The organism is Anabaena sp. 54, assembly GCF_017355725.1.
GTDB classification, from domain to species: domain Bacteria; phylum Cyanobacteriota; class Cyanobacteriia; order Cyanobacteriales; family Nostocaceae; genus Dolichospermum; species Dolichospermum heterosporum.
This window is the reverse complement of record NZ_JAAVWA010000001.1, coordinates 315,124-337,383: the sequence shown is the minus strand read 5'-3', so window position 1 is coordinate 337,383 and position 22,260 is coordinate 315,124. Positions and strand designations below refer to the sequence as shown.

At 37.7% G+C, this 22,260-nt stretch carries 17 protein-coding genes, 1 pseudogene and 1 CRISPR repeat array; of the genes and pseudogenes, 11 read left to right on the top strand and 7 right to left on the bottom strand.

The genetic code is table 11. The annotated features are described in order from the left end of the window. The first annotated feature begins 103 nt into the window (after window positions 1-103). The 8 genes from cas7d (at window position 104) to HEQ36_RS01675 (ending at window position 10,522) form a co-directional block, all read left to right on the top strand. Entirely contained in the window at window positions 104-1,129 is a 1,026-nt protein-coding gene (gene cas7d / locus HEQ36_RS01710; protein WP_290706488.1) for a type I-D CRISPR-associated protein Cas7/Csc2, read from the top strand. Window positions 1,130-1,191: 62 nt separating this feature from the next. Then, on the top strand, window positions 1,192-1,899 hold the full coding sequence (cas5d, locus tag HEQ36_RS01705; RefSeq protein WP_168635265.1) for a type I-D CRISPR-associated protein Cas5/Csc1: 708 nt from the start codon (window positions 1,192-1,194) through the stop codon (window positions 1,897-1,899). 45 nt (window positions 1,900-1,944) lie between these two features. Further along, complete coding sequence (gene cas6, locus HEQ36_RS01700; protein WP_168635264.1) at window positions 1,945-2,763, top strand: CRISPR-associated endoribonuclease Cas6; 819 nt, start codon at window positions 1,945-1,947, stop codon at window positions 2,761-2,763. Between the two features lie 274 nt (window positions 2,764-3,037). After that, on the top strand, window positions 3,038-3,361 hold the full coding sequence (locus HEQ36_RS01695) for a four helix bundle protein (RefSeq protein ID WP_325064588.1): 324 nt from the start codon (window positions 3,038-3,040) through the stop codon (window positions 3,359-3,361). Between the two features lie 59 nt (window positions 3,362-3,420). After that, the gene (cas4, locus tag HEQ36_RS01690; protein ID WP_053541302.1) at window positions 3,421-4,059 is read left to right on the top strand and encodes a CRISPR-associated protein Cas4; all 639 of its coding nucleotides are present in this window, start codon (window positions 3,421-3,423) and stop codon (window positions 4,057-4,059) included. Between the two features lie 104 nt (window positions 4,060-4,163). After that, on the top strand, window positions 4,164-5,168 hold the full coding sequence (gene cas1d / locus HEQ36_RS01685; protein WP_168635263.1) for a type I-D CRISPR-associated endonuclease Cas1d: 1,005 nt from the start codon (window positions 4,164-4,166) through the stop codon (window positions 5,166-5,168). 20 nt (window positions 5,169-5,188) lie between these two features. Next, window positions 5,189-5,461, top strand: coding sequence for a CRISPR-associated endonuclease Cas2 (gene cas2, locus HEQ36_RS01680; RefSeq protein ID WP_053539699.1), 273 nt, complete (start codon window positions 5,189-5,191; stop codon window positions 5,459-5,461). A 227-nt stretch (window positions 5,462-5,688) separates the two neighbouring features. After that, window positions 5,689-8,274: direct repeats of the CRISPR family, unit length 37 nt; unit sequence ATTGCAATTTCACTTACTCCCTATTAGGGATTGAAAC. Between the two features lie 1,012 nt (window positions 8,275-9,286). Further along, window positions 9,287-10,522, top strand: coding sequence for a glycosyltransferase family 4 protein (locus tag HEQ36_RS01675; RefSeq protein WP_053539700.1), 1,236 nt, complete (start codon window positions 9,287-9,289; stop codon window positions 10,520-10,522). A gap of 550 nt (window positions 10,523-11,072) precedes the next feature. Here HEQ36_RS01675 and HEQ36_RS01670 read toward each other — a convergent pair. From HEQ36_RS01670 to petB, 3 genes and pseudogenes are all read right to left on the bottom strand, one after another. Then, window positions 11,073-12,033 (bottom strand): annotated as a pseudogene (locus HEQ36_RS01670) (IS110 family transposase). 762 nt (window positions 12,034-12,795) lie between these two features. Beyond that, a complete protein-coding gene (petD, locus tag HEQ36_RS01665) occupies window positions 12,796-13,278 on the bottom strand; it encodes a cytochrome b6-f complex subunit IV (protein WP_053540296.1) in 483 nt (160 codons plus the stop codon). A 181-nt stretch (window positions 13,279-13,459) separates the two neighbouring features. Continuing rightward, entirely contained in the window at window positions 13,460-14,107 is a 648-nt protein-coding gene (petB, locus tag HEQ36_RS01660) for a cytochrome b6 (protein ID WP_015083377.1), read from the bottom strand. A 394-nt stretch (window positions 14,108-14,501) separates the two neighbouring features. Here petB and ctpA point away from each other — a divergent pair, with 394 nt between their 5' ends. Beyond that, on the top strand, window positions 14,502-15,755 hold the full coding sequence (gene ctpA / locus HEQ36_RS01655; RefSeq protein WP_168635057.1) for a carboxyl-terminal processing protease CtpA: 1,254 nt from the start codon (window positions 14,502-14,504) through the stop codon (window positions 15,753-15,755). Between the two features lie 99 nt (window positions 15,756-15,854). On the opposite strand, the gene HEQ36_RS01650 is transcribed toward ctpA, so the two are convergent. Next, complete coding sequence (locus tag HEQ36_RS01650; protein ID WP_053540294.1) at window positions 15,855-16,565, bottom strand: hypothetical protein; 711 nt, start codon at window positions 16,563-16,565, stop codon at window positions 15,855-15,857. Between the two features lie 166 nt (window positions 16,566-16,731). On the opposite strand from HEQ36_RS01650, the gene HEQ36_RS01645 reads away from it, so the two are divergent. After that, complete coding sequence (locus tag HEQ36_RS01645; RefSeq protein ID WP_168635056.1) at window positions 16,732-18,210, top strand: site-2 protease family protein; 1,479 nt, start codon at window positions 16,732-16,734, stop codon at window positions 18,208-18,210. A gap of 230 nt (window positions 18,211-18,440) precedes the next feature. Here the strand turns inward: HEQ36_RS01645 and HEQ36_RS01640 are convergent, their stop codons facing one another. Together HEQ36_RS01640 and HEQ36_RS01635 are read right to left on the bottom strand one after the other, a co-directional pair. Then, window positions 18,441-19,007 carry a phycobiliprotein lyase gene (locus tag HEQ36_RS01640; protein WP_168635055.1) on the bottom strand — a complete coding sequence of 189 codons (567 nt, stop codon included), beginning with the start codon at window positions 19,005-19,007 and terminating at the stop codon, window positions 18,441-18,443. A 233-nt stretch (window positions 19,008-19,240) separates the two neighbouring features. Next, the gene (locus HEQ36_RS01635) at window positions 19,241-19,921 is read right to left on the bottom strand and encodes a HEAT repeat domain-containing protein (RefSeq protein ID WP_039200245.1); all 681 of its coding nucleotides are present in this window, start codon (window positions 19,919-19,921) and stop codon (window positions 19,241-19,243) included. Between the two features lie 297 nt (window positions 19,922-20,218). Here HEQ36_RS01635 and HEQ36_RS01630 point away from each other — a divergent pair, with 297 nt between their 5' ends. Continuing rightward, a complete protein-coding gene (locus tag HEQ36_RS01630) occupies window positions 20,219-20,770 on the top strand; it encodes a DUF892 family protein (RefSeq protein WP_053540292.1) in 552 nt (183 codons plus the stop codon). 243 nt (window positions 20,771-21,013) lie between these two features. Here the strand turns inward: HEQ36_RS01630 and HEQ36_RS01625 are convergent, their stop codons facing one another. Next, window positions 21,014-21,673, bottom strand: a complete 660-nt coding sequence (locus HEQ36_RS01625) for a fasciclin domain-containing protein (protein ID WP_053540291.1) — start codon at window positions 21,671-21,673, stop codon at window positions 21,014-21,016. Between the last annotated feature and the right edge of the window lie 587 nt (window positions 21,674-22,260).

Genomic DNA, 22,260 nt, shown 5'->3' with positions numbered 1-22,260 from the left:
TTGGGTGTTTTAACCCACGCAGGTGGGTTTTGCCTGTGTAGACGCGGTTTCTAACCGCCGATTCTTAAATTAACCTCATTTTTGTAAATATTGGAGAAACATCATGACACTCTTAAAAACCGTTGATGCTAAATTATTTCAATCAGAAATTCCCTATAAACCAATGGGAAAATATGCCCACTTTCTCACCGTTCGCATTACTGAATCTTATCCTTTATTTCAAACAGATAGCGAACTAAATAAAGCAAGAGTTAGAGCAGGAGTAAAAGATAAAAACACCATTAGTCGTCTTTCTATGTTCAAGCGTAAACAGTCCACACCTGAAAGATTAGTCGGTCGGGAATTATTGCGAAAATATGAATTTATGAAAGCAGAAGAATGTGAATATAACGTATCTTTTGCAATGGATAATGCTGACTGTATAATCTACGGTTTTGCTATTGGTGATTCTGGTTCAGAAAAATCAAAAGTTGTGGTAGATACGGCATTTTCAATTACAGCTTTTGATGAATCTCATGAAACATTCACTCTCAATGCACCCTATGAAAATGGAACAATGGCTGCAAAAGGAGAAAAGAAATCAGATGGGAAGTTAGATGGTGAAATAGGTACAGTTACAGCCAGAATTAACCAGCAAGATCACATTAGACCACAAGTTTTCTTTCCCAGTATTGTAACACTGAAAGATCCCACAGAAGCTAGTTTTCTTTATGTTTTTAATAACATCCTCAGAACTCGTCACTATGGCGCACAAACAACCCGTACAGGTCGCGTTAGAAATGAGTTAATTGGTGTTATTTTTGCTGATGGAGAAATTACCAGTAACCTGCGGTGGACTCAAGCAATATATGATCACATGAAGGCTAATAATACTCTCAAATCTCCAGATCCCTTAGATGAAGATGATGTAATTGCATCTGCTAAAAGTGCAATTGAGAGTTTAATGAATGATGAATTTATTGTGCATACAGATTTAATTGGTGATGCTTTTATACCTCTAATTAATGAAGTTAAAAACATCACAAATAACGAAGAAGGAATTAAATCAATTTTGCAAAAAGCTAATACAGAAGCTAAAGAATATGCCAGTAAACATATCAAGAAGAAAACAGCCACTAAAACTAAGTAGTTGAATATTCAGATCCCCGACTTCTTTGAGAAGTCGGGGATCTATACTCTATCATCACCACTATGACCATTATCTATCGCTGCAAATTAGAACTACACGACAGCCTCTATTTTGCTACCCGTGAAATCGGCAGATTATATGAAACAGAAGCAATAATTCATAACTATGCTCTCTGTTATGCACTTGGTTTAGTTGATAGTCAAATCTACTCAACAACCGTTGCAGAAGAGGATTCTTATCGCTATTTCTGTCCCGAACAAGTGCCAAAATATGAAGCACATTTAACTCCTTTAAATGAACAAGGAATTTACATAACTCCTGCTCGTTCTCTGAGACATTCATCTATTCTCAATACATGGAAATATGCCAATAATAACTATCATGTAGAAATGGAGAAAACCCAAAAGAATATTCCCAGTTTTGGACGAGCAAAGGAAATTGCACCAGAAAGTCAATTTGAGTTTTTTCTAATTGCTCAAAAAGAGATTAAATTACCTAAATGGATTCGTTTAGGTAAATGGATGAGCAAAGCAGAAATTACGGTTGAGAAATTACCACAACCAAAAACAAAAACTGATTTATTTACCTGCACTCATCCTTTAAACCCTTTAGATGTCATGTTTACTAATCAAGTCATTAGTTATGATGTGGTCAATATGCCGCCAGTAAGTCTGATTCAAAATGTGCAAATACAAGGGGAATATTACTATTTTGATGATGTCAAAAATGTAAAAATTCCTAAACAAATGCAATACAGATTTCGTGCTTAAAATGTAATTGGTGGGCAATGCCCACCCTACTTTCAATTATTAATTATGCCCCATAGTCTCATCCTCAACATCATCCCCCAATCTCCAATTTACCCCAATTTCCTCACAGGTAGACATTACCACGCCTTATTTCTTAACCTAGTGAGTTCTGTTGATAGAAAATTAGGAGACTACTTACACGAATCAAACGCCGATAAAGCCTTTACGCTCTCACCATTGCAGATACAAAACAAACATAAAACCCAATCTTATAGTTTGCAATATGCCCATCAAAATCCTATTCCTGCTGGTACTTCTTGTTGGTGGCGTATTTCTCTATTAAATGACAATTTATTTAATCAGCTTACACCTTTATGGTTAAATATAAACCCTAAACAACCTTGGCATTTAGGTTCAGCTAACCTATATATTACTAGCATTCAGGGTACACCCCAATCTAATCAACCTTGGGCAAATGCTTGTAGTTATTCCCAACTTTATCAACAAGCAAGCGAAACAGAACGCAATCTTAATTTCATCTTTTCTACACCTGTAGCTTTTCGTCAAGGTGCATTTGATAATGTTTTACCAACAAGGGAATCTGTATTCAATAGTCTACTAAATCGGTGGCATAAATATAGCGGTATTGAATTAACTAATATTTCTTTTGAATCAATTTATGCTAGTGCTTTTAATATCAATACTGAAGTTATTAGCAACTATGACAATAAATTTATTGGTTGTTTAGGTGAAATCAGTTATCGCATTCTTGGCAATGCAGAAACAACGACAATTAAACAAATTAACGCATTAGCTGACTTTGCTTTATATGCTGGTATTGGCAGAAAAACAACAATGGGAATGGGAATGGTGAGGAGAAGGTGACAGGTGACAGGGAACAGGTGACAGGGAAGAGGAAAGAAGGTAAGAGGGAGAGTTAATAGGTTAGAGGCAAAAGTAAATAAGGGAAGAGGAGTTAGTTATGAAGATTGAATCACATCGAGATTTAATTGTGTGGCAAAAATCAATGAATATGGTAGTGAATATCTATAGCAATCCTAAATGAAATGTGTTCGCGAAGCGTGCCGTAGGTATCACATCTCTTATTTTCCTACCTCGTGTCCTCTGTGCCTCTGTGGTTCGTTAAAAAAACTAGTTCATAACTCAAATAGGAGTCCTATATCAATTAGCATCTGCATTTCCAAATACAGAAATTTATCGTCTTACTTCACAAATTACTCGTGCTGCTGCATCTGTTCCAGCCAATATTGCCGAAGGTCATGCACGAGGAACAACTAAAAACGATTTTGCACATTTTTTATCTATAGCTAAGGTTTCATTAATGGAAACAGAAACTTTTTTAATGCTTGCTGTTAGATTAAATTATCTAACTTCAGAACAAGCAAATCCCACATTATCGCTGATTATAGAAATTAGTAAAATGCTCACTTCTCTTCGTTCTAAAATCTTAAATACACCATAACTAACTTTCTTCCCACTATCAACTTTTATCACTTTTAATTAATTATGTTTCAAAACGAAATGACTAACTCTCTTCCTACTTTCACCTGTAACCTGTCACCTGTCACCTCTGATGATGATTACGTTAATATCGCTTCTTTAAATCAATATTCCTATTGTCCTCACCGTTGTTGGTTGATTCATTGTGCAGGGGAATTTATTGATAATCAATACACAATTGAAGGTACAAGTTTACATGAACGAGTTCACACAGTTGGAGAACAAAATCGTGAGGAAACTTGGCAGATACGCGCTATTTATTTGAAATCAGAGCAATATAAACTTATCGGTAAATCTGATTTAATTGAGTTTGAAAATGGCGGATTTTACCCTATTGAATACAAAAGAGGACGCAGGGGAGAATGGGATAATGATGAATTGCAAGTTTGCGCTCAAGCTTTGTGTTTGGAGGAAATGACAGGAAAAAATATCAATACTGGCTATATCTATTATGCTCAAACTCATCAACGGAAATTAGTAGAAATTACCCCAGAATTACGAGGTAGTACGATCGCTACTATTGAAGCTATCCAAACCTTACTGTTTACAGGTGCTATGCCAAAAGCTGTAAAAACAAAACGCTGTGATGGTTGTAGTCTTTATTCTCGATGTTTGCCACAACTTGCTGATAAAGTTGGGCGTTATCAAGAAGCAAATTAACCCAGATCCCCGACTTCTGAGATCAATTCATAATTTATGTAGAAAATAAAAAAGAAGTCGGGGATCTTATTTAGTCACCTATTATCTATTTTGAGGATTTAATTATGGGTACTCTTTACATCGTACAAGATGATGCTTTTATTGGTAAGGTTGATGAACGGATTAATGTGAAATATGAAAAGAAAATTCTTCAAGATGTTCCGTTTATTCATCTTGAGGGTGTAGTTGTTTTAGGACGAGCAACTATTTCACCGGCTGTTGTAGATGAATTGATGCAGCGTCATATTCCTCTATCTTTTATCAATAAAATTGGTCATTATTTGGGACGGTTAGAACCAGAAATGACTGGTAATATTTTCATTCGCAAGGCACAATGGCAAGCAGCAGGAGAAACCCCCCAATCTATTCATCTGGTGCAAGGGTTTGTTAGGGGAAAATTAAAAAATTATCGTCAAACTTTGATGCGTTATCAGCGTGAATTTAATGATATTGATCTATCTAAAAGTATTCCTCGCATTGAACAGGTAATTGCTGCAATTAATTCAACTGAAAGTATCAATTCTTTGCGGGGTTTAGAAGGTTCTGGTAGTGCTGCTTATTTTGGTTGTTTTGATAGTCTGATTCGTAATTCTCAATTTTCTTTTACTAAGCGTGTCCGTCGTCCACCTACAGATCCAGTAAATTCATTGTTAAGTTTTGGTTATTCTTTATTGCGTCATGATCTGCAAAGTGCTGTGAATATTGTCGGTTTTGATCCGTATTTAGGATACCTACATTTCGATCGCTATAATCGTCCTTCTTTAGCTTTAGATTTAATGGAAGAGTTTCGCCCTTTAGTAGTAGATGCGGTGGTTTTATCTATTTTGAATAAGCAATTATTAACTCCAGCAGATTTTGTAACTGAACCGTTAAGTGGTGCTGTTTCTCTGACTCCAGAAGGACGTAAGACTTTTTTAACTTTGTACGAAAAGAAAAAAATATCGGAGTTTAAACATCCAGTAATGGGGCGTAAATGTAGTTATCGAGAGGCTTTTGAATTGCAAGCGAGATTACTGGCTAAGTATTTAATGGGAACAATTGATAAATATCCCCCTTTGGTATTGAAATAAAATTTATTTAGATAGAATTTATGAATGTTGTTGTTTCTTACGATATTTCTGAGGATAAACGCCGGACTAAAATCCATAGTATCCTCAAATCCTATGGACAATGGGTGCAGTATAGTATTTTTGAATGTGAGTTAACTGATACTCAATATGCTAAATTGCGATCGCGTCTCAATAAACTCATAAAACCTGAAACCGACAGCATTCGCTTTTACTTTCTTTGTGCTTGCTGTTTTGGTAAAATAGAAAGAATCGGTGGTGAACAGCCCCGTGATCAGACGATTTTCTTCGCTTAATGCGCGGGGGGGTGGGTGTAAAAAATTCAATTTCTCAAAAAATGCCTGAAATCATGTCTACACAAGCTTTTCATGCAGTTCATGGAGTTCACCCATCCGCGCACCTTGCACAGCAGGAGTTTCAGCTATTTTACTCCTTGACACTTTTCTTGAAATGGATTATCATGAAAGCATCCGCGCAACTGAACCTTGAAAACTACATATATATAGGCTTTCAGCACCCCGCGATTGCAATTTCACTTACTCCCTATTAGGGATTGAAACATCTGCTAATTCCTTCAAGTAATTTGGATCATTTGATTGCAATTTCACTTACTCCCTATTAGGGATTGAAACCTAATTCATGGCTTATAGGTTGCAGCAGCCCCGGCATTGCAATTTCACTTACTCCCTATTAGGGATTGAAACAAGAACAAAAACAAACATCGGCACAAAATCAAATTGCAATTTCACTTACTCCCTATTAGGGATTGAAACATTGATGAGCGATAGTGTACCCAGCAAAATAGTAATATTGCAATTTCACTTACTCCCTATTAGGGATTGAAACGGGTGAGAAACCGCATAAATTGGATAGATGGTAACGAATGATTGCAATTTCACTTACTCCCTATTAGGGATTGAAACTAAACTTCCAGTCACAGAAATGCTATATAAGTCATATTGCAATTTCACTTACTCCCTATTAGGGATTGAAACTAAAGATGGTTCGAGCATTTCTCTGTTGTCTAAAAAAATTGCAATTTCACTTACTCCCTATTAGGGATTGAAACAAAAATAGTTTTTGTAGATAAGCGATATTTTCCATTGCAATTTCACTTACTCCCTATTAGGGATTGAAACGTTAAGGCTGCTTGGGTAAAATCTGGCATCATGCATTGCAATTTCACTTACTCCCTATTAGGGATTGAAACACTCAGGATGTGGAACGGCACTGTAATATTCGGATTGCAATTTCACTTACTCCCTATTAGGGATTGAAACATTGAAGAGATTTACCTAAAATATATGACTCAAGTATTGCAATTTCACTTACTCCCTATTAGGGATTGAAACTAAGAATAGGGTGTCGGCGCAACGTTTTAAAGACTTGCATTGCAATTTCACTTACTCCCTATTAGGGATTGAAACAAGCAGGGCATGGTGGTAAATTCCTTACCACTGGATTGCAATTTCACTTACTCCCTATTAGGGATTGAAACCAGACCTGAGTCTTTATTCCCTAGCTATAATTTTTTATTGCAATTTCACTTACTCCCTATTAGGGATTGAAACCATTGATGAAACTTATGCCGCCATCGCGACTTCAATTGCAATTTCACTTACTCCCTATTAGGGATTGAAACTGGTTTACAGTAATCGTCAGCATTACCGCAATAATATTGCAATTTCACTTACTCCCTATTAGGGATTGAAACCCAGAAGAATGTGGAATAGACCGAGTGATTTAGTTCCTTATTGCAATTTCACTTACTCCCTATTAGGGATTGAAACGGGATTACCGAGAAGATTATCCTACGCCTGCTAATTGCAATTTCACTTACTCCCTATTAGGGATTGAAACAATTATTTGAGTGTGAGGTACAGGATATTATAAAAAATTGCAATTTCACTTACTCCCTATTAGGGATTGAAACTCATAGCTTGCCTTCTTCCCACGTCCACCAACTGGATTGCAATTTCACTTACTCCCTATTAGGGATTGAAACTAGAAGTTGGAGGAGTGCTAGTTGGAGGTTTAGAAATTGCAATTTCACTTACTCCCTATTAGGGATTGAAACTAAGGAATTTCAGAAGAATAATTCCACATTGACATTGCAATTTCACTTACTCCCTATTAGGGATTGAAACTGTTGAAGATTGTTTACTCCGTAATTCTGTCGCCAAAAAGAGATTGCAATTTCACTTACTCCCTATTAGGGATTGAAACAGTGACAGCGGAACTAACATCGGCCGGAGTACCAGCATTGCAATTTCACTTACTCCCTATTAGGGATTGAAACGGGGTGAAAATCCCCTTTTTTTATTTATGAAAAAATTGCAATTTCATTTACTCCCTATTAGGGATTGAAACCTGTGAATCCTCAAACTTTGGCTGAATTATATGCTTTTGAGATTGCAATTTCATTTACTCCCTATTAGGGATTGAAACCTATTCGCAGATCAAGAACCTTACTCAGGGAGCATATTGCAATTTCATTTACTCCCTATTAGGGATTGAAACCTTGACCTCTTTCTATTTTCAAAATGGGACTAGCATTGCAATTTCATTTACTCCCTATTAGGGATTGAAACTTCCAAGAGCAGAAAATGGATTTAATTTTAAGCCAATTGCAATTTCATTTACTCCCTATTAGGGATTGAAACATGAATCAAAAGCTTTACCAGGTATAGAAAGCAAGCAAGCAGATTGCAATTTCATTTACTCCCTATTAGGGATTGAAACACTTGCCTTGGGGACTCGGTGTTGATAGCACCATCCCATTGCAATTTCATTTACTCCCTATTAGGGATTGAAACTTAGCCAACTCTCCCTCGTCAATACCTTTATTATCATTGCAATTTCATTTACTCCCTATTAGGGATTGAAACCTGGCAAAAGAACCGTTAGCGATTGATAGCTTGGCTGCACATTGCAATTTCATTTACTCCCTATTAGGGATTGAAACCGCAGTATCTACCGCCCCCGCAGTTTCCCTGGCAATTGCAATTTCATTTACTCCCTATTAGGGATTGAAACTCATCTTCCTTCGTGTCGAAATATTTGTAGAAAATAATTGCAATTTCATTTACTCCCTATTAGGGATTGAAACCGCCAACAAGGAATTATTGAGGGTTCGATAATTGCATTGCAATTTCACTTAGGAATGTGAATTAAATAAGGTGCAAAAGTAGGGTGTGTTAGCGACAGCGTAACGCACCATTCCAGGTTACATCAGAATTGCAGGTTATTAAATTTGCGTTCCTAACTAATTTTTTCCGGATAGAGATGGAATATTCAGCACTTATATTTTAGGGGGTTTTACTTTTTATCAGTGATGTAAGTGCAGTGACAATTATAAATTTTACACTTGCCATTTATCAATTGTTGAGTTGGATTAAGAAATTAGCCTTGAAAATAGGCTTTATTGTGGCAAATATATCTACGATTACCATTTAAAGGTATTCAAATTTAAGCTGGGCTAAATGCAATGATTGATACCCCTAATCAACAAAGGTAGAAATAATCAGGGTTATTAAATCATTATTTGCAAGTAAATGCTATGACTCAGATTACAAGATCACTAATATTTTCTGGCGATTTGGCACTAAAATAGCCAGTATTTAGGGTATTCTAAGGGAAATAGTTAGATTTAACAATTTTCCAAGCAGTTTCTGAGTAATCTCTTGGCAGTATTAGCTATAAATCATGACTATCTTTAATTATGCAGGTAAATTATCTAGCATTAGTAAACCTGGGCAAATCGGACAATGATCAGCGGTAAAATAGGGTAACAATTTGTAGTTTTGTCAGTCAGGTGTTTGATAATTTTAATAACAGTTCAGGAGTCATAATACTTGGTAATTCGGGAATATAGAGGAGAAATATTTGATAAAAATAATCTCAGACAACTCTAAAATCCGTTATTATTTTGACTGAATCTGAATGCTCACAAATTTAATAAAGGTATTGCATTTTTTTGAATCAGCAATATCTAAAAACTTTATTTCTATATCCGGCAAAATTCAGCAAGAATTTAGTAGTGCTACAACCGAACAGAAGTAACAGCCTTTTATTGAATTTAAGATAATACCCTAATTCCAGTTAATTTATCAAGCTTAATTATGGAAAATATATCACAACTAGGGTCACAAGTTAGACATAAAACAGCTTACCCAGATATCCTCGTTATTTCCCGAATATTTCGCCCAGATGAGGCTGTAATTGGTGAATATGTCTATAATCGCTGTTTACAAGATCCAGATCGGGTAATTGTTTTAGCTGGTAGTTGTGCTGGAGATAAGAAATTCGATAAATCCCAACAATTTCCTGTTTATCGTTGGTTTAATTTTCCGGCTTGCTGTGATCACTGGCTAGGAAATATAATCCAATCTGGTTTTAATATTATTGCTGCTTTTTTATTAGCTATTAAATTATATTTTCGCTATCATTACCGCTATATTGAATGGTGTCACGGCTATGATTTTCCGGCATTGTTGTTACTCAGTTATATTTTACCAATTCGCTTTTTTATCTATTTACATGGTAATGATTTACTAAGTGTAACTAGTAATCCGTTATGGAGATGGCTATTAAAATTAACTCTCAATCGTGCTGATGGAATTGTTTGTAATAGTTCTTATATTCGCAATTTTTTAAGAAATACTTTTCGGCTAGATACACCCACTCATGTGATAAATCCGGTAGTGAGGTCAGAAAGATTTGGCAATCCCACTAGTTTGAGTCATATTGATGATTTACGTAATCGTATCCGGCAGATTTATAATATTCCTGAAACAGCGATAGTTATTCTTTCTGTGGGTAATTTAGTTAAATATAAAAACTTTAACCGGGTAATAGATAATATTCCCGTATTGCTAAATTTTGGTGTGGATGTTCATTGCATTATTTGCGGTGAAGGATCTTGTGAAATCCAGCTAAAATCTCAAGCGGAAAGGTTACGAATTGATCAACGGGTACATTTTGCAGGGTATGTGCCAGAAAGGGATTTAGCCGGTTATTATGCAGCTTGTGATATTTTTGCCATGTTAAATTCAGATAATTATGAAGATCAAACCATAGATAATTTTGGTATGGTTTATTTAGAAGCTGGTTATTTTGGCAAACCTGTAATTGCTTCTCGTTTAGGTAGTGTTTTAGATGCAGTTCATCATGAAGAAAATGGCCTGTTAGTAAATCCCGATTCTGGTTATGAGGTTTTGCAAACTTTTAATCGGTTATGTCAAGATTCACAGCTTCGGGAAAAACTTGGCCGTCAAGGTAGGGAATTAGCGAAACGGAAGACCTATCATCGCTGGTTATATAGTCCTGAATCTTGTTCTTCTTGTTTGTTAAATTAACCACGACCAAGGATGGTGACTATCCAGTAGAAGCTATTATTGAAATGGCGTTCACGTAGTGTCTCTGAAAGAGAATCGCTAGTTTCCTAGATACCGAAGCATTAGGTTTCGCAGACTGCAAACCAGGACGAGGACAATAGTAAACAACAAATATATATTAGTATTATTGAAACCTAATATATGGTCACTAAAATCATATACAAATCTGCAACTATTGTAACTGTTGTCATGGAGAATAAAATCATTGTTCCATAAATTGACTCAGTTCGATAATATTGCAATCGGAATCTTGAATAAAAATTGCAGACTCTGTATAATTTGCATTTTTTTGTTTTGTTAAAATCAGTAAATTGACTTAAAACCAATATATTTCAGTTAAAGATAATTGTAGCGACTGTCTTGATTGTCAAGCGATCGTTAAGGAAAAATTTAAAGTCTAGGAAAAAAGTCAGAAAATAGAGGAGAAAAACAGAACAGAACAAAACAGGTAAATTATAGATTGCCATAAATTACCAAACTAGATTGGAGGTATAAAAACGACAGTAGAACTTTATGCAGAAATTGGTTGTGAGTCTTGAGAAATAGACCAAGGAAGATGATCTCGAATCATCGCATTTAAAATAACTAACATTTTATGAACGCAAGCAGTAATGGCCAATTTTTTGGGTTTACCACGTTCAACCAAGCGCTCATAAAAAGTTTTGATAACAGGATTATGACGCATGGCAACAACAGCACCCATATAAAGAATGGCACGAACATGGGCGCGACCACCATTAATCATGCGCTTACCTTTGTGCTGACCACTATCATGATTAATTGGTGCAACACCAACTAAGCGAGAGATTTGTTTGGCAGTTAATTGACCTAATTCTGGTAAGTCAGAAACTAAAGTGGTAGAAATTACTTGACCAATGCCAGGAGTAGTTTTGAGTAGATTGACTTTATCAATCCATTGTTGATTATTTTGGGTCAACGTCTCAATTTCTTGATTGAGTTGTTGAAGATGTTGCTCAAGATAATCAATATGGGATTCAATATCTGTCAAAGCTTTACCACGAGCGCGGTCACGGCGATTCTTTTCCGCTGTAGACATTTCTACTAATTGTCTTCGGCGACTAATTAATTCGCCTAATTGACGTGACATTTCACAATCAAAATGCTAACACCTCCGGTTTCATTGCTTCACCGAAATGCGCCAAAATCTGTGCATCAATGGCATCGGTTTTGGCTAACTTACCTGTAGCTTTAGCAAAGTCTCTTCCCTGACGAGGATTGATTAATGCTACTGGTAAAAGAGCCGCTTGCAATTGAATGATTAATTCTGTTTCTAGTCCTCCTGTTGCTTCCAGTACGATTAGGTTTAAATCGTTAGATTGAAGTTGCTTAACTAGATTAGCTATTTCTGTTTCAGTATTAGCAAATTGAAATGCTTTACCCATTGGACGGATATAAACATCAAGTGTTGCTTTACTTACGTCAATGCCTACCCATTGGGAGATATAATCCATTTTTAACTCTCCAATTTCAATTACTTCTTTTTAATTTGTTTTGTTTTTATTCATCCCCTTGATTTCACTCATCCTTGCACGATACGGGCTATATTATCTATGTCTTTGTTCATAGTTTTTACCCCAGGCGACTGTTCGAGTTCTGTCATGGAGATTGTTGTGGTGATCCTTGCTACAAAGCGGTCTTTTCTGACCCAGGTTGGGACGGTCTACCACTTCTTCTAACATACCTCTAAGATACAAGGTTGGGTTAAGCGACAGCGCAACCCAACGCATTTGTTGGGTTTCATGCTTCAACCCAACCTACAAATCAAGGCTTTTTCTAATTTGGACAAGGTATTGTTAATGTGAAATAATCTTCCCGCAATTCTAGTAGTTCGTCAAATTTATTTTGACGGGTAATGATCGGAAAAAACTTCTGTTCTTCCCTCCTCTGCCCCGGTGCCTCTCTTCTCCCCCTGCTTGCCTTCACGCGTCATTTTCGGGTTGACAGACTACTAGTTCAGTTAGGAACGTGGATTTATTAACTTACAATTCTTGATAACGACCGTCTAACATTAGTTAGATTACATCTAACAAGATTTGCACTTTATTTAATCCTCATTCCTTAGCGTCTGTTGATCTTCAAAAGTATATCTGTTTTAAAATACCAGTAACAATTAGACCATCAAATAATTATGGCTATTTGTTTGTCAGATATTATCCTGTATATACTCCTAAAAATCACAGACGCTACTAGATTTAGTGTTAACTTTAACTACCTTAGAATAATCCTAAAGTTAAGGATTTGTCTAATGGCATTGCAGCACCAATACCTAACCAGATGGTAACAAGAGTACCAAAAAGAAATACTGTTGTTGCTACGGGACGACGGAAGGGGTTTTGGAACTTATTCACGTTTTCCAAAAAGGGAACGAGAATTAATCCCAAGGGTACAGCAGCCATTGCTAACACACCTAATAGTTTACTAGGTAGTGAGCGGAGAATTTGGAATACAGGATATAAGTACCACTCTGGCAAAATTTCCAAAGGAGTAGCGAAAGGATTGGCTGGTTCACCGATCATCGCGGGATCTAGAGTTGCTAGAGCCACAATACAGGCGAAAGAACCCATAATGACGACTGGGAATATATAGAGCAAATCGTTGGGCCAAGCAGGTTCACCATAGTAATTGTGACCCATGCCTTGGGCAAGTTTAGCTCTCAATTTGGGATCGCTCAGATCCGGTTTTTTTTGGGTTGACATTTTTAAATGCGCTCTCCGGCTGAAGTGAAGTTAAAGTATTGGTGGAAGCTGTTAACAATGCAACTAGCTCAAGTTTCCGATAGTAGTTTATGTCTACAACTACAAGTTATTTTCTCTTTAGTTTAAAACAAACTACGATGATCTGGAAACACAAGTTTTGCCTATTTGCTAACAACTTTGATTACAAAGGTCCAGAAATACCTTGTTTGCGAATCATCAGGAAGTGGAACAACATGAAGACGGCAATTAACCAAGGAAGAACGAAGGTGTGAGCGCTATAGTAGCGGGTAAGTGTAGCTTGACCAACACTAGAACCACCACGGAGTAAATCGGAGATGAGAACGCCGACTACGGGAATGGCTTCTGGTACACCACTAACAATTTTTACAGCCCAGTAACCAACTTGATCCCAAGGCAGAGAGTAGCCTGTTACACCGAAGGAAACGGTGATAACTGCGAGGATAACACCACTGATCCAGGTTAATTCGCGGGGCTTTTTGAAGCCACCGGTTAGATAAACGCGGAATGTGTGGAGAATCATCATTAATACCATCATGCTGGCTGACCAGCGGTGAATGGAGCGAATTAACCAACCGAAGTTGACTTCATTCATGATGTACTCGACAGAAGAGAAAGCTTCAGCAACTGTAGGTTTGTAGTAGAATGTCATCGCAAATCCGGTGGCGAACTGGATCAGGAAGCATACTAGGGTAATTCCACCTAAACAGTAGAAGATGTTAACGTGGGGAGGAACGTATTTGGTGGTGATATCATCAGCAATTTCTTGGAGATCCAAGCGTTCCTCAAACCAGTCATAGACGTTAGCCATACAATCTTAAAGTCCTAAAAATAGATTGCGGTTGATAAGTTTTGTTATGCGAAGCTTAGTCAGCCATGACTATTCAACTAACCTCAGTTAGAGGGTTCGCTTCTCGCTTCATCCAAGAGAATGGGGTTCTATTTGTCCACGAGCGTAGATTTGGGTGTAACTCACCCTATTTTTGATAAATCTTCCCGTCTTCTTGTCTTTACGAGCCAACGCTAACTATGTTGACTCCAAAGATGATTTTATCGTTGATCAGGAAGAATGGGCAGCTCATAAATTTGGACTAGCAACTTTATGAGAAGAATGCACTTCTTCTATAAAAAAAGTAACATAGTCGAGAGATAGATTTCATCAGCAACTGAGCATTACAGAAATTTTTAGGGAATTTAAGTCTGAGATGGCACTGAAATTAGGGTTCATTCACAAACGGGTTTGGCGGCTAGGATGCTTACTGCTATTGCTTTTTGGTTTGGTGTTTGCAGGATATGTTCCGCCGGCTTCGGCTTTGACTCCAGAACAGAAGTTAGTTTATGAAGTATGGCGAATTGTTAATCGCTCTTATTTGGATGGAACTTTTAACCATCAAAGCTGGCTTGATGTGCGACAAAATGCATTAAAAGGACATTTTGCTAATCATGAAGCAGCCTATACTACTATTCAGGCGATGCTAAAGAGTTTGGATGATCCTTTTACCCGGTTTCTTGATCCTGAGAAATATCGCAGTTTGCAAGTTAGCACTTCTGGAGAGTTAACTGGTGTGGGATTACAAATTACTCTCAATCCCCAAACTGGTGTTTTGGAGGTGATTACACCCATTAATAATTCTCCGGCGGATAGGGCGGGTTTAAAACCACGCGATCGCATCTTGAAGATTGAGGGTTTATCTACAGAGAATCTGACTCTTGATGAGGCGGCGGCGCAGATGCGTGGATTAAGAGGCAGCGTGGTTACGCTTTTAATTGGCAGGGAAGGAGAACAGGATCAGGAGGTTATCTTGGTGCGCGATCGCATTTCGCTGAATCCTGTTGTTTTTGATTTACGATTATCCCCCCAAGGAACCAAGATTGGCTATCTATCACTGAGTCAATTTAGTGCCAATGCTGTTACTGAGTTGGCACAAGCTATTTCTATTTTAGAAAAAAAAGGCGCGTCTGCCTATATTCTTGATTTAAGAAATAATCCCGGTGGACTCTTACAAGCAGGAATTGAAACTGCTCGTTTATGGTTAGACTCTGGCACAATCGTTTACACTGCCAACCGTCAAGGCATTCAGGGAACCTATGAAGCCTTTGGACCGGCTTTAACGACAGATCCTTTAGTAATTCTCGTTAATAAAGGAACTGCCAGTGCCAGCGAAATTCTCGCGGGTGCATTACAAGATAATCATCGCGCCCAATTAATTGGGGAAACAACTTTTGGTAAGGGTTTAATTCAATCTTTGTTTGAATTGTCCGACGGTTCTGGTTTGGCGGTGACAATTGCTAAATATGAAACTCCTAACCATCGAGATATTAATAAGTTGGGAATTAAGCCTGATCAAATTATTTCCCAACCATCACTTAACCGAGAACAAATCGGCACAAAGACAGATACTCAATATCAGGCGGCTGTAGAACTTTTGAGTAAGAATTTGGTAATGGGTAATTGGTAATGGGTAATTGGTAGGAATTTCTTTCCCTATTCCCTATTCCCTATTCCCTATTCCCTATTCCCTATTCCCTATTCCCTCTTAACTGTCACCTGTCACCTGTCACCTGTCACCTAAATTCAAGTTGGTGATTTTTTGGTAAGCTTGGTCTATACAGGATTTACCTCTAAGGTAGCCTGTATTAGCGCCAGGGCATAAATAAGTTAAAGTTTGTGGTGTGAAGCGATCGCTTAATAACTTAACGCTTTTAAGTTGTCGTAGCCAATGAAAAGTTTTAGAAGTGCGTAGTGGCATAGGTTCACCATGCTGGTTAGGAAGTAAATGCCGTCCCGAAAATAACACGCCGTCAAATTCACGATAGTATAGACAAGAAGAGCCTGGAGAATGGCCTGGTGTCCAAATTATTTGTGTTGTGGCATTGAGAGTGAACTCATCAGTAAAAGTGGTGACAGTTGAACCGGGCAATAAATAGGCTTCTTGTTCTTGGATGAGAATTTCGCAATTTAAGATTTGCTGATATTCTGCGGCTTTACCAATAGCACCACGATGACTGATAAAAAACCACCGAATTCCCCCATGTAAGGACAAAAAATCCTGGTTTATTTGTTCTAAAGCTGGGCAATCTATGAGAATATTTCCTTCATTGCCGATAATGAAGTAAGATGTCCCTCCTAAAGTGTCCCGATTAGGTGGAAAGGCAAAAATACTGTTATTCGTAAAAATCAGAGGATTTTCTGGCGTTGACAGGCTTTTTGTCAGAATAGAACGTGGTGGTTTAGTCTTGTAACTCGACTGCTGGGGAAAAGAAGACATAAATGAAAAAACTCAAACTCAAGGAGTGGTGAACAATCAGGTTACAGTGTGTTTACCATGACTGTGAACCGTGATTGAAAAATTAAGGCGTGCAGTCTTGCTTATAATTAGAATCTGTAACAAAAATTATAGGTAAGTCATTCTATCAAAATATAGTGAAAATAATATGGCATTTTGGTTTCTCCTCCTTCTGGGGTCATTGACTTATTTAATGATGCAACAGAGCGTTGCACGGGCTACAAGAACCCCTGTATGGTTATTGTGGTTGGTTTTAATGACACCTGCATTTGTATTGACTGGTTGGACGCTGATATATGGTGTTAAACAAGCTCCCCCATCAGCGCTCATTCTTTGGGTATCGGGAGGTTGTTTATTATTATATTGGGTGTTGTTTAATCGGGGTCGGCAATTACCCGTAAATTCAGAAAATCAATCTCCAGAAAATCTATCACCATCCAATAATACTCCTCCTGTAGAAATAGCGCCCGTCCGTCCCATTAACGTAGCAGAAGAAAGTCAACTGCGAAATTGTTTTCCCTGGTCTGTATATTATGTCCAAAATATTGAGTATCGTCCCCAAGCGGTAATTTGTCGGGGACAGTTGCGAACTATGGCTAGTGCGGCTTATGAGCAGATTAAAACTAATATTGAAGGACAATTTGGCGATCGCTTTTTAGTCATATTTCAAGAAGGGATGAATGATAAACCCTTCTTTGTATTAGTTCCCAATCCTCAAGCAGTTAAACCAAATAACCAACAAGACGCAGAAAAAATTTCCGAACCAGTCTTAGCATTACTATTGTTAGTAGCAACTTTATTCAGCACCACTTTTATCGGCTTGAAAATTGCGGGTTTTAATATCACCCAACTAGAATCTGATTTCACATTATTTTTTCAGGGTTTACCCTATGCTTTGGGCTTAATAACTATCTTAGGAACTCACGAACTAGGTCATTATTTAACAGCGAAATTCTACAAAATTCGCACCACATTACCCTATTTTATTCCTATACCTTTTTTCTTAGGCACATTTGGTGCTTTTATTAAAATCCAGAGTCCCATACCTCACCGCAAAGCGTTATTTGATGTGAGTATTGCTGGTCCATTGGCAGGATTTATTATGACTATACCTTTATTAATTTGGGGTTTAGCTCATTCAGAAATAGTAGCTTTACCCGAAAAAACCGGACTTTTAAACCCCAATGCACTCAATCCTAAATATTCGATTCTATTAGCTTTACTCTCAAAGTTGGCTTTAGGAAGTGAATTAACTGCAAAATCTGCCATTGATTTACATCCAGTTGCAGTTGCAGGTTTCTTAGGATTAATTGTCACCGCATTAAATTTGATGCCTGTGGGACAATTAGATGGTGGTCACATTGTTCATGCTATGTTTGGACAACGAACTGCTGTGATTATTGGTCAAGTTGCCAGATTATTATTACTAATGCTTTCGTTTATCCGAGAAGAATTTTTATTTTGGGCAATTATTTTATTATTTGTTCCCTTAGTTGACGAACCTGCTTTAAACGATGTCACGGAATTAGATAATAAACGTGATTTTATGGGATTAATATCAATGGCTTTGTTACTGTTGATTGTTTTACCATTACCCAAAGTTTTAGCTAATTTGTTGCATATATAGGAATCCGGTTTGATTCTGTGAATTTTCCTGCGTAGGAAGGCAAGAGGCAAAAGGCAAGAGGCAAGAGGCAAGAGGATTTGAGAATATGAAGGTGTACCGAGTTTTGTATGGCTACGCCACGCAAGCTATCAAAAATCAAATAGGAGTCCTATATAAATGTAATTAAGAGGCAAGAGGTAATGACCAATGACCAATTACCCATTACCCATTACCAACCTCAATATTGTAGTCTAGGATTCTTGTGAATTAGCGGCTTCAGTAGCCTTTTTAGAAGCATCTGTGCTACCCATACGGATTTCAGAAGTGAAGGAAGCCATACTAAAGCCACCAAAACGCTTTAGCACACTTACTCGCATCCGTAAATTAGGACTGGCAAACCATAGTCTTTCTTCAGACCACATGGTTTCATACTCAGTAATTAGAGTTAAAGCACCATCGTCACCGATTTTATAGCTACCAGCAACGGGGGCTTTTTCGGCATAACCCATTTCTCGGAGTAATTTACCTTCATCTGGGTTATCTGTATTGGGGACTGTGACTAAAACAGTCGAACCCTGATGTTTTTCTTCATCCCATTCCATTGTGCCATTCCAGATAACTCGCGCCCCACAGGAAGCCGTATTTGGCGCAATTTCATACTGTTCACACAGTTTAATTACTTCTGGATGATCAGCGGCTAACATCTCAATTACAATGTCTGATTTGCCGTCTTCTGACTGTTTAAACGCTAAGTGGTGACTGGTGCGATGGGAAAACCATTTTCCAGCACTTAATTCAAAAAATTCTTCAATGTTCATAAATAAAGTTGTCCTGCATCACAATTTTAACAATGCCTTTTATTATAAGAGACCCGCGTCTTTAGACCGGGAAGTGTCAATAAAAACTAGGAGGCGACTTTAAGTAGGTGAACACAATAAAACCAAACTGTGTAAAGAAATGTAAAATCGCCCAAACCCTCTTCACTCTTGCCTCTTGCCTCTTGCCTTTTGCCTTGCCATAACGACAATTTTCAACACCAACCTACTTAAGTTCAACTCAGGTTGTTGGTTTCTTCAAGTCTTTGTAGAGAAATCCTGGCTGCTTCAGCAACGTTTTTATGACTATCTTTTTCTAGATATTTTAAGGCGGAGACACTTTTAGGAGTCGGTAAATTGCCTAAAGCCTCAGCTAGTCGTTGTCGCACTAACCAATCCTCTGATTGGGCAAAACGGAGAATATGTGTGACAGAATTTATATCGCGGATTTCTCCCAAAGCTGAAATAGCCGCTTGTTGGATGACTATTTCTTCGCTATTTAACGCTTGGATGAGAATATCATGGGCGCGAGGGTCTTTGATATTACCTAAAGATACGGCAGCACTAAATCGCACTAGCCAGTCCGTATCTTCATAAAATGCCCGTGATAGCACTTCTAAGGCTCTATTATCTTCTAGATACCCCAATGCACCGGCAGCATCAGCGCGGATGCCATAATCTGGATCTGTTTCTAAAATTTTCACGAGAATAGAATAGCACTCTGGGGTTTTTTTGATTCCTAGAGCGAATATTGCCATTGAGCGCAGTTGCAGGGATTCATCATCTAGAACCTTTTTAATTAAAGGGACTGCATCATCGGCAGATATGTGACGCAAACTAGCAAGAGCTACCATGCGATCGCGCAAATTTGGACTTTCTAACTGAGTCGCAATTACTTCTAAACTTGGAGCAGCCATTTATTTGACAGCAATTTCTTAATTTATCTTTACTTTAACGTAATTGGGGCAGTCTAAACTATGATTCTTGTGATTCTGATGATTTGGATGATTTTGGCGATGAAAACCCCATTAATCATCTAAATCAAAGAGATCACACAAATCATAGTTCAGACTTTGGTATGATATCGTCACTTAAATAACAGTAAAACTTCACACCTATACTGTGTCTTTAGCAAGAGGAGAATAGATCGGAATAGACGTAGGGTTAATGGAACGACTGTTAAAGACAGCGAAATTACCATTAGGAGAATGATCATGGTTTTAGTTAGCGATCGCCCGGGTACGAAAAAAATCACCAGCTTACAACAGCAGCTTATTTATGAAATGAACATCATGTTCGATGCTGAAAATCATTTCTTAGAAGCCCAGCAAATGATGTGGCAATGTTGTCAAAACAGTAAATTGAAAGCTGTAATTGAGCCACATATTCCAGAAACCGAACAGCATATCGAAAACCTGAAACAGGTTTTATCTATTTTAGGAGAGCAACCACAGCGAATTACCTGTGATCTTGCGGCTGGTTTAATTAGTGAAGGTCAAAAATTCGTCCTTTTAGCTGCCGATAATCCCAAAATTATAGACTTAGGATTGGCGGAATGGCATAGTAAAATTGAACAATTGGAAATAGCTTGTTATCGTAGTTTAATTAAGGTAGCGGAACAAATGGGACAAAACCAAGTTGTCCAGTTGTTAGAACAAAACCTACACCAAGAAGAACAGACAGCACAAAAGCTGGAACAGTTGATGATGCAGTTAGTTCAAGAAGCAAAGCAAACTGAAGCTAAGGCTACTGCTAAGGCTCGTTAGTATGATTGGTATGTTCTAAAAAACCCAGTTCATACTGAGTGTTTTTGGATATTATAATCCCCGATTTTTCATGCTTCGGGGATTTTAATTTGCGAATTTTGGCGTTGCTGAATTGAGGTATGAAATTCCCAAATTGAACCTTTAAAACTCAAACCTCAGTGCGTCTTTGCGCCTTTGCGTGAGACTAGAATTCATACCCTTAATCAGCAACGCCCGAATTTTCATCACTCAAATCTCAAAAATCTATAAATCAGGAGGCAGAATTACGTTATCAATTGCATGAACAACACCGTTACTACCTTGGATATCTGCCTGAGTTACTTTGGCATCATTTACAGTTACACCTGTAACTGGGTCAACTTTAACATTAATAGCACCCCCTTCTACGGTTTTCACTTCCCCAGATTTTAAGTCAGTGGAGAGGACCTTACCAGATACTACATGATAAGTTAATATCTTGACCAATACTTCCTTATTTTCTGGCTTCAATAAATCCTTTAATGCGTCCGCTGGTAGTTTTGCAAATGCTGCGTCTGTAGGAGCAAAAATGGTAAAAAGACCTTTTCCTTGTAAGGTTTCTGTAAGTCCCGCTGCTTTTAAAGCTTTAGCGAGAGTTTTAAAAGATTCATTCTTCTCAAGCAAAGTCACTAAATTCACTGATGTTGACTGGGTGGGTTTGCTAACTGGTGTAGTGGGGACTTCCCTTACTGGCTGGTTGGGTTCGGCGACCGGTGCGGTTTCACTAGGTTTGCTACCACGATTGTAAGGTGGTTCATTGAAAATATTTGGTCTGGGATTGCGGACTTCTTTGGCTGGAGATGGGATAGTAGTTAAAAGAGCGATACTCATTAATCCCATAATTGCTGTGATTTTGGGCAATAATTTGCTGTAATTAGCGTTCATAAATTTTGTTTATCTTGATTGCATACAAGTTATACCAAGATTTATCACATTTTGCCAACCAAAAAGGTTCTTGACTCAGGAACAAGATTTTTCGCAAAAATTGAGGTAAGGTGATCAAAGAATCTAGAAATCAGTGGTCAGGAGTAGGAATATTTATAATATCTAAGAGTTTGTTTGAAAAGTATTAGATGAAACCTATCCCCCCTTCCCTACCTCTCCCTAACTCTCTTCTAAGAGGCTATCGTGTACACACAAGTTAAATTACCCCCCTTAATCCCCCCGATGCTTTGGGGGGAAACCGGAAAAATTAGTTCCCTCCCCAAAGCATCGGGGAGGGTTAGGGTGGGGTAATTTGAGGAATAATGGTGATTTGATAACTTGTGTGTAGACCGTAGCTCCTAAGAGGAGAGGGAAAAGGAATAACATTTAATACTGGAGAGGTTTACCAGAGGGATTTATTTATACATTAAAAACTTTTCAAACATCCTCTAACAAGTTCAACACTTTTATGCTATTTTATGCTATGAACTATTGGGAAAATTTTAAGTATCTCGAACAGTGCTAAATCAATTTATGTCCATAAAAAT

Bases quoted from the DNA above. Each gene is read 5' to 3' on its own strand.
- cas7d (WP_290706488.1), top strand. From the start codon at position 104: ATGACACTCTTAAAAACCGTTGATGCTAAATTATTTCAATCAGAAATT.
- cas1d (WP_168635263.1), top strand. From the start codon at position 4,164: ATGGGTACTCTTTACATCGTACAAGATGATGCTTTTATTGGTAAGGTT.
- HEQ36_RS01675 (WP_053539700.1), top strand. From the start codon at position 9,287: ATGGAAAATATATCACAACTAGGGTCACAAGTTAGACATAAAACAGCT.
- ctpA (WP_168635057.1), top strand. From the start codon at position 14,502: ATGGCACTGAAATTAGGGTTCATTCACAAACGGGTTTGGCGGCTAGGA.
- HEQ36_RS01625 (WP_053540291.1), bottom strand. From the start codon at position 21,673: ATGAACGCTAATTACAGCAAATTATTGCCCAAAATCACAGCAATTATG.
- petD (WP_053540296.1), bottom strand. From the start codon at position 13,278: ATGTCAACCCAAAAAAAACCGGATCTGAGCGATCCCAAATTGAGAGCT.
- HEQ36_RS01645 (WP_168635056.1), top strand. From the start codon at position 16,732: ATGGCATTTTGGTTTCTCCTCCTTCTGGGGTCATTGACTTATTTAATG.
- petB (WP_015083377.1), bottom strand. From the start codon at position 14,107: ATGGCTAACGTCTATGACTGGTTTGAGGAACGCTTGGATCTCCAAGAA.
- cas2 (WP_053539699.1), top strand. From the start codon at position 5,189: ATGAATGTTGTTGTTTCTTACGATATTTCTGAGGATAAACGCCGGACT.
- cas4 (WP_053541302.1), top strand. From the start codon at position 3,421: ATGACTAACTCTCTTCCTACTTTCACCTGTAACCTGTCACCTGTCACC.
- HEQ36_RS01640 (WP_168635055.1), bottom strand. From the start codon at position 19,007: ATGAACATTGAAGAATTTTTTGAATTAAGTGCTGGAAAATGGTTTTCC.
- HEQ36_RS01650 (WP_053540294.1), bottom strand. From the start codon at position 16,565: ATGTCTTCTTTTCCCCAGCAGTCGAGTTACAAGACTAAACCACCACGT.
- cas6 (WP_168635264.1), top strand. From the start codon at position 1,945: ATGCCCCATAGTCTCATCCTCAACATCATCCCCCAATCTCCAATTTAC.
- HEQ36_RS01630 (WP_053540292.1), top strand. From the start codon at position 20,219: ATGGTTTTAGTTAGCGATCGCCCGGGTACGAAAAAAATCACCAGCTTA.
- cas5d (WP_168635265.1), top strand. From the start codon at position 1,192: ATGACCATTATCTATCGCTGCAAATTAGAACTACACGACAGCCTCTAT.
- HEQ36_RS01635 (WP_039200245.1), bottom strand. From the start codon at position 19,921: ATGGCTGCTCCAAGTTTAGAAGTAATTGCGACTCAGTTAGAAAGTCCA.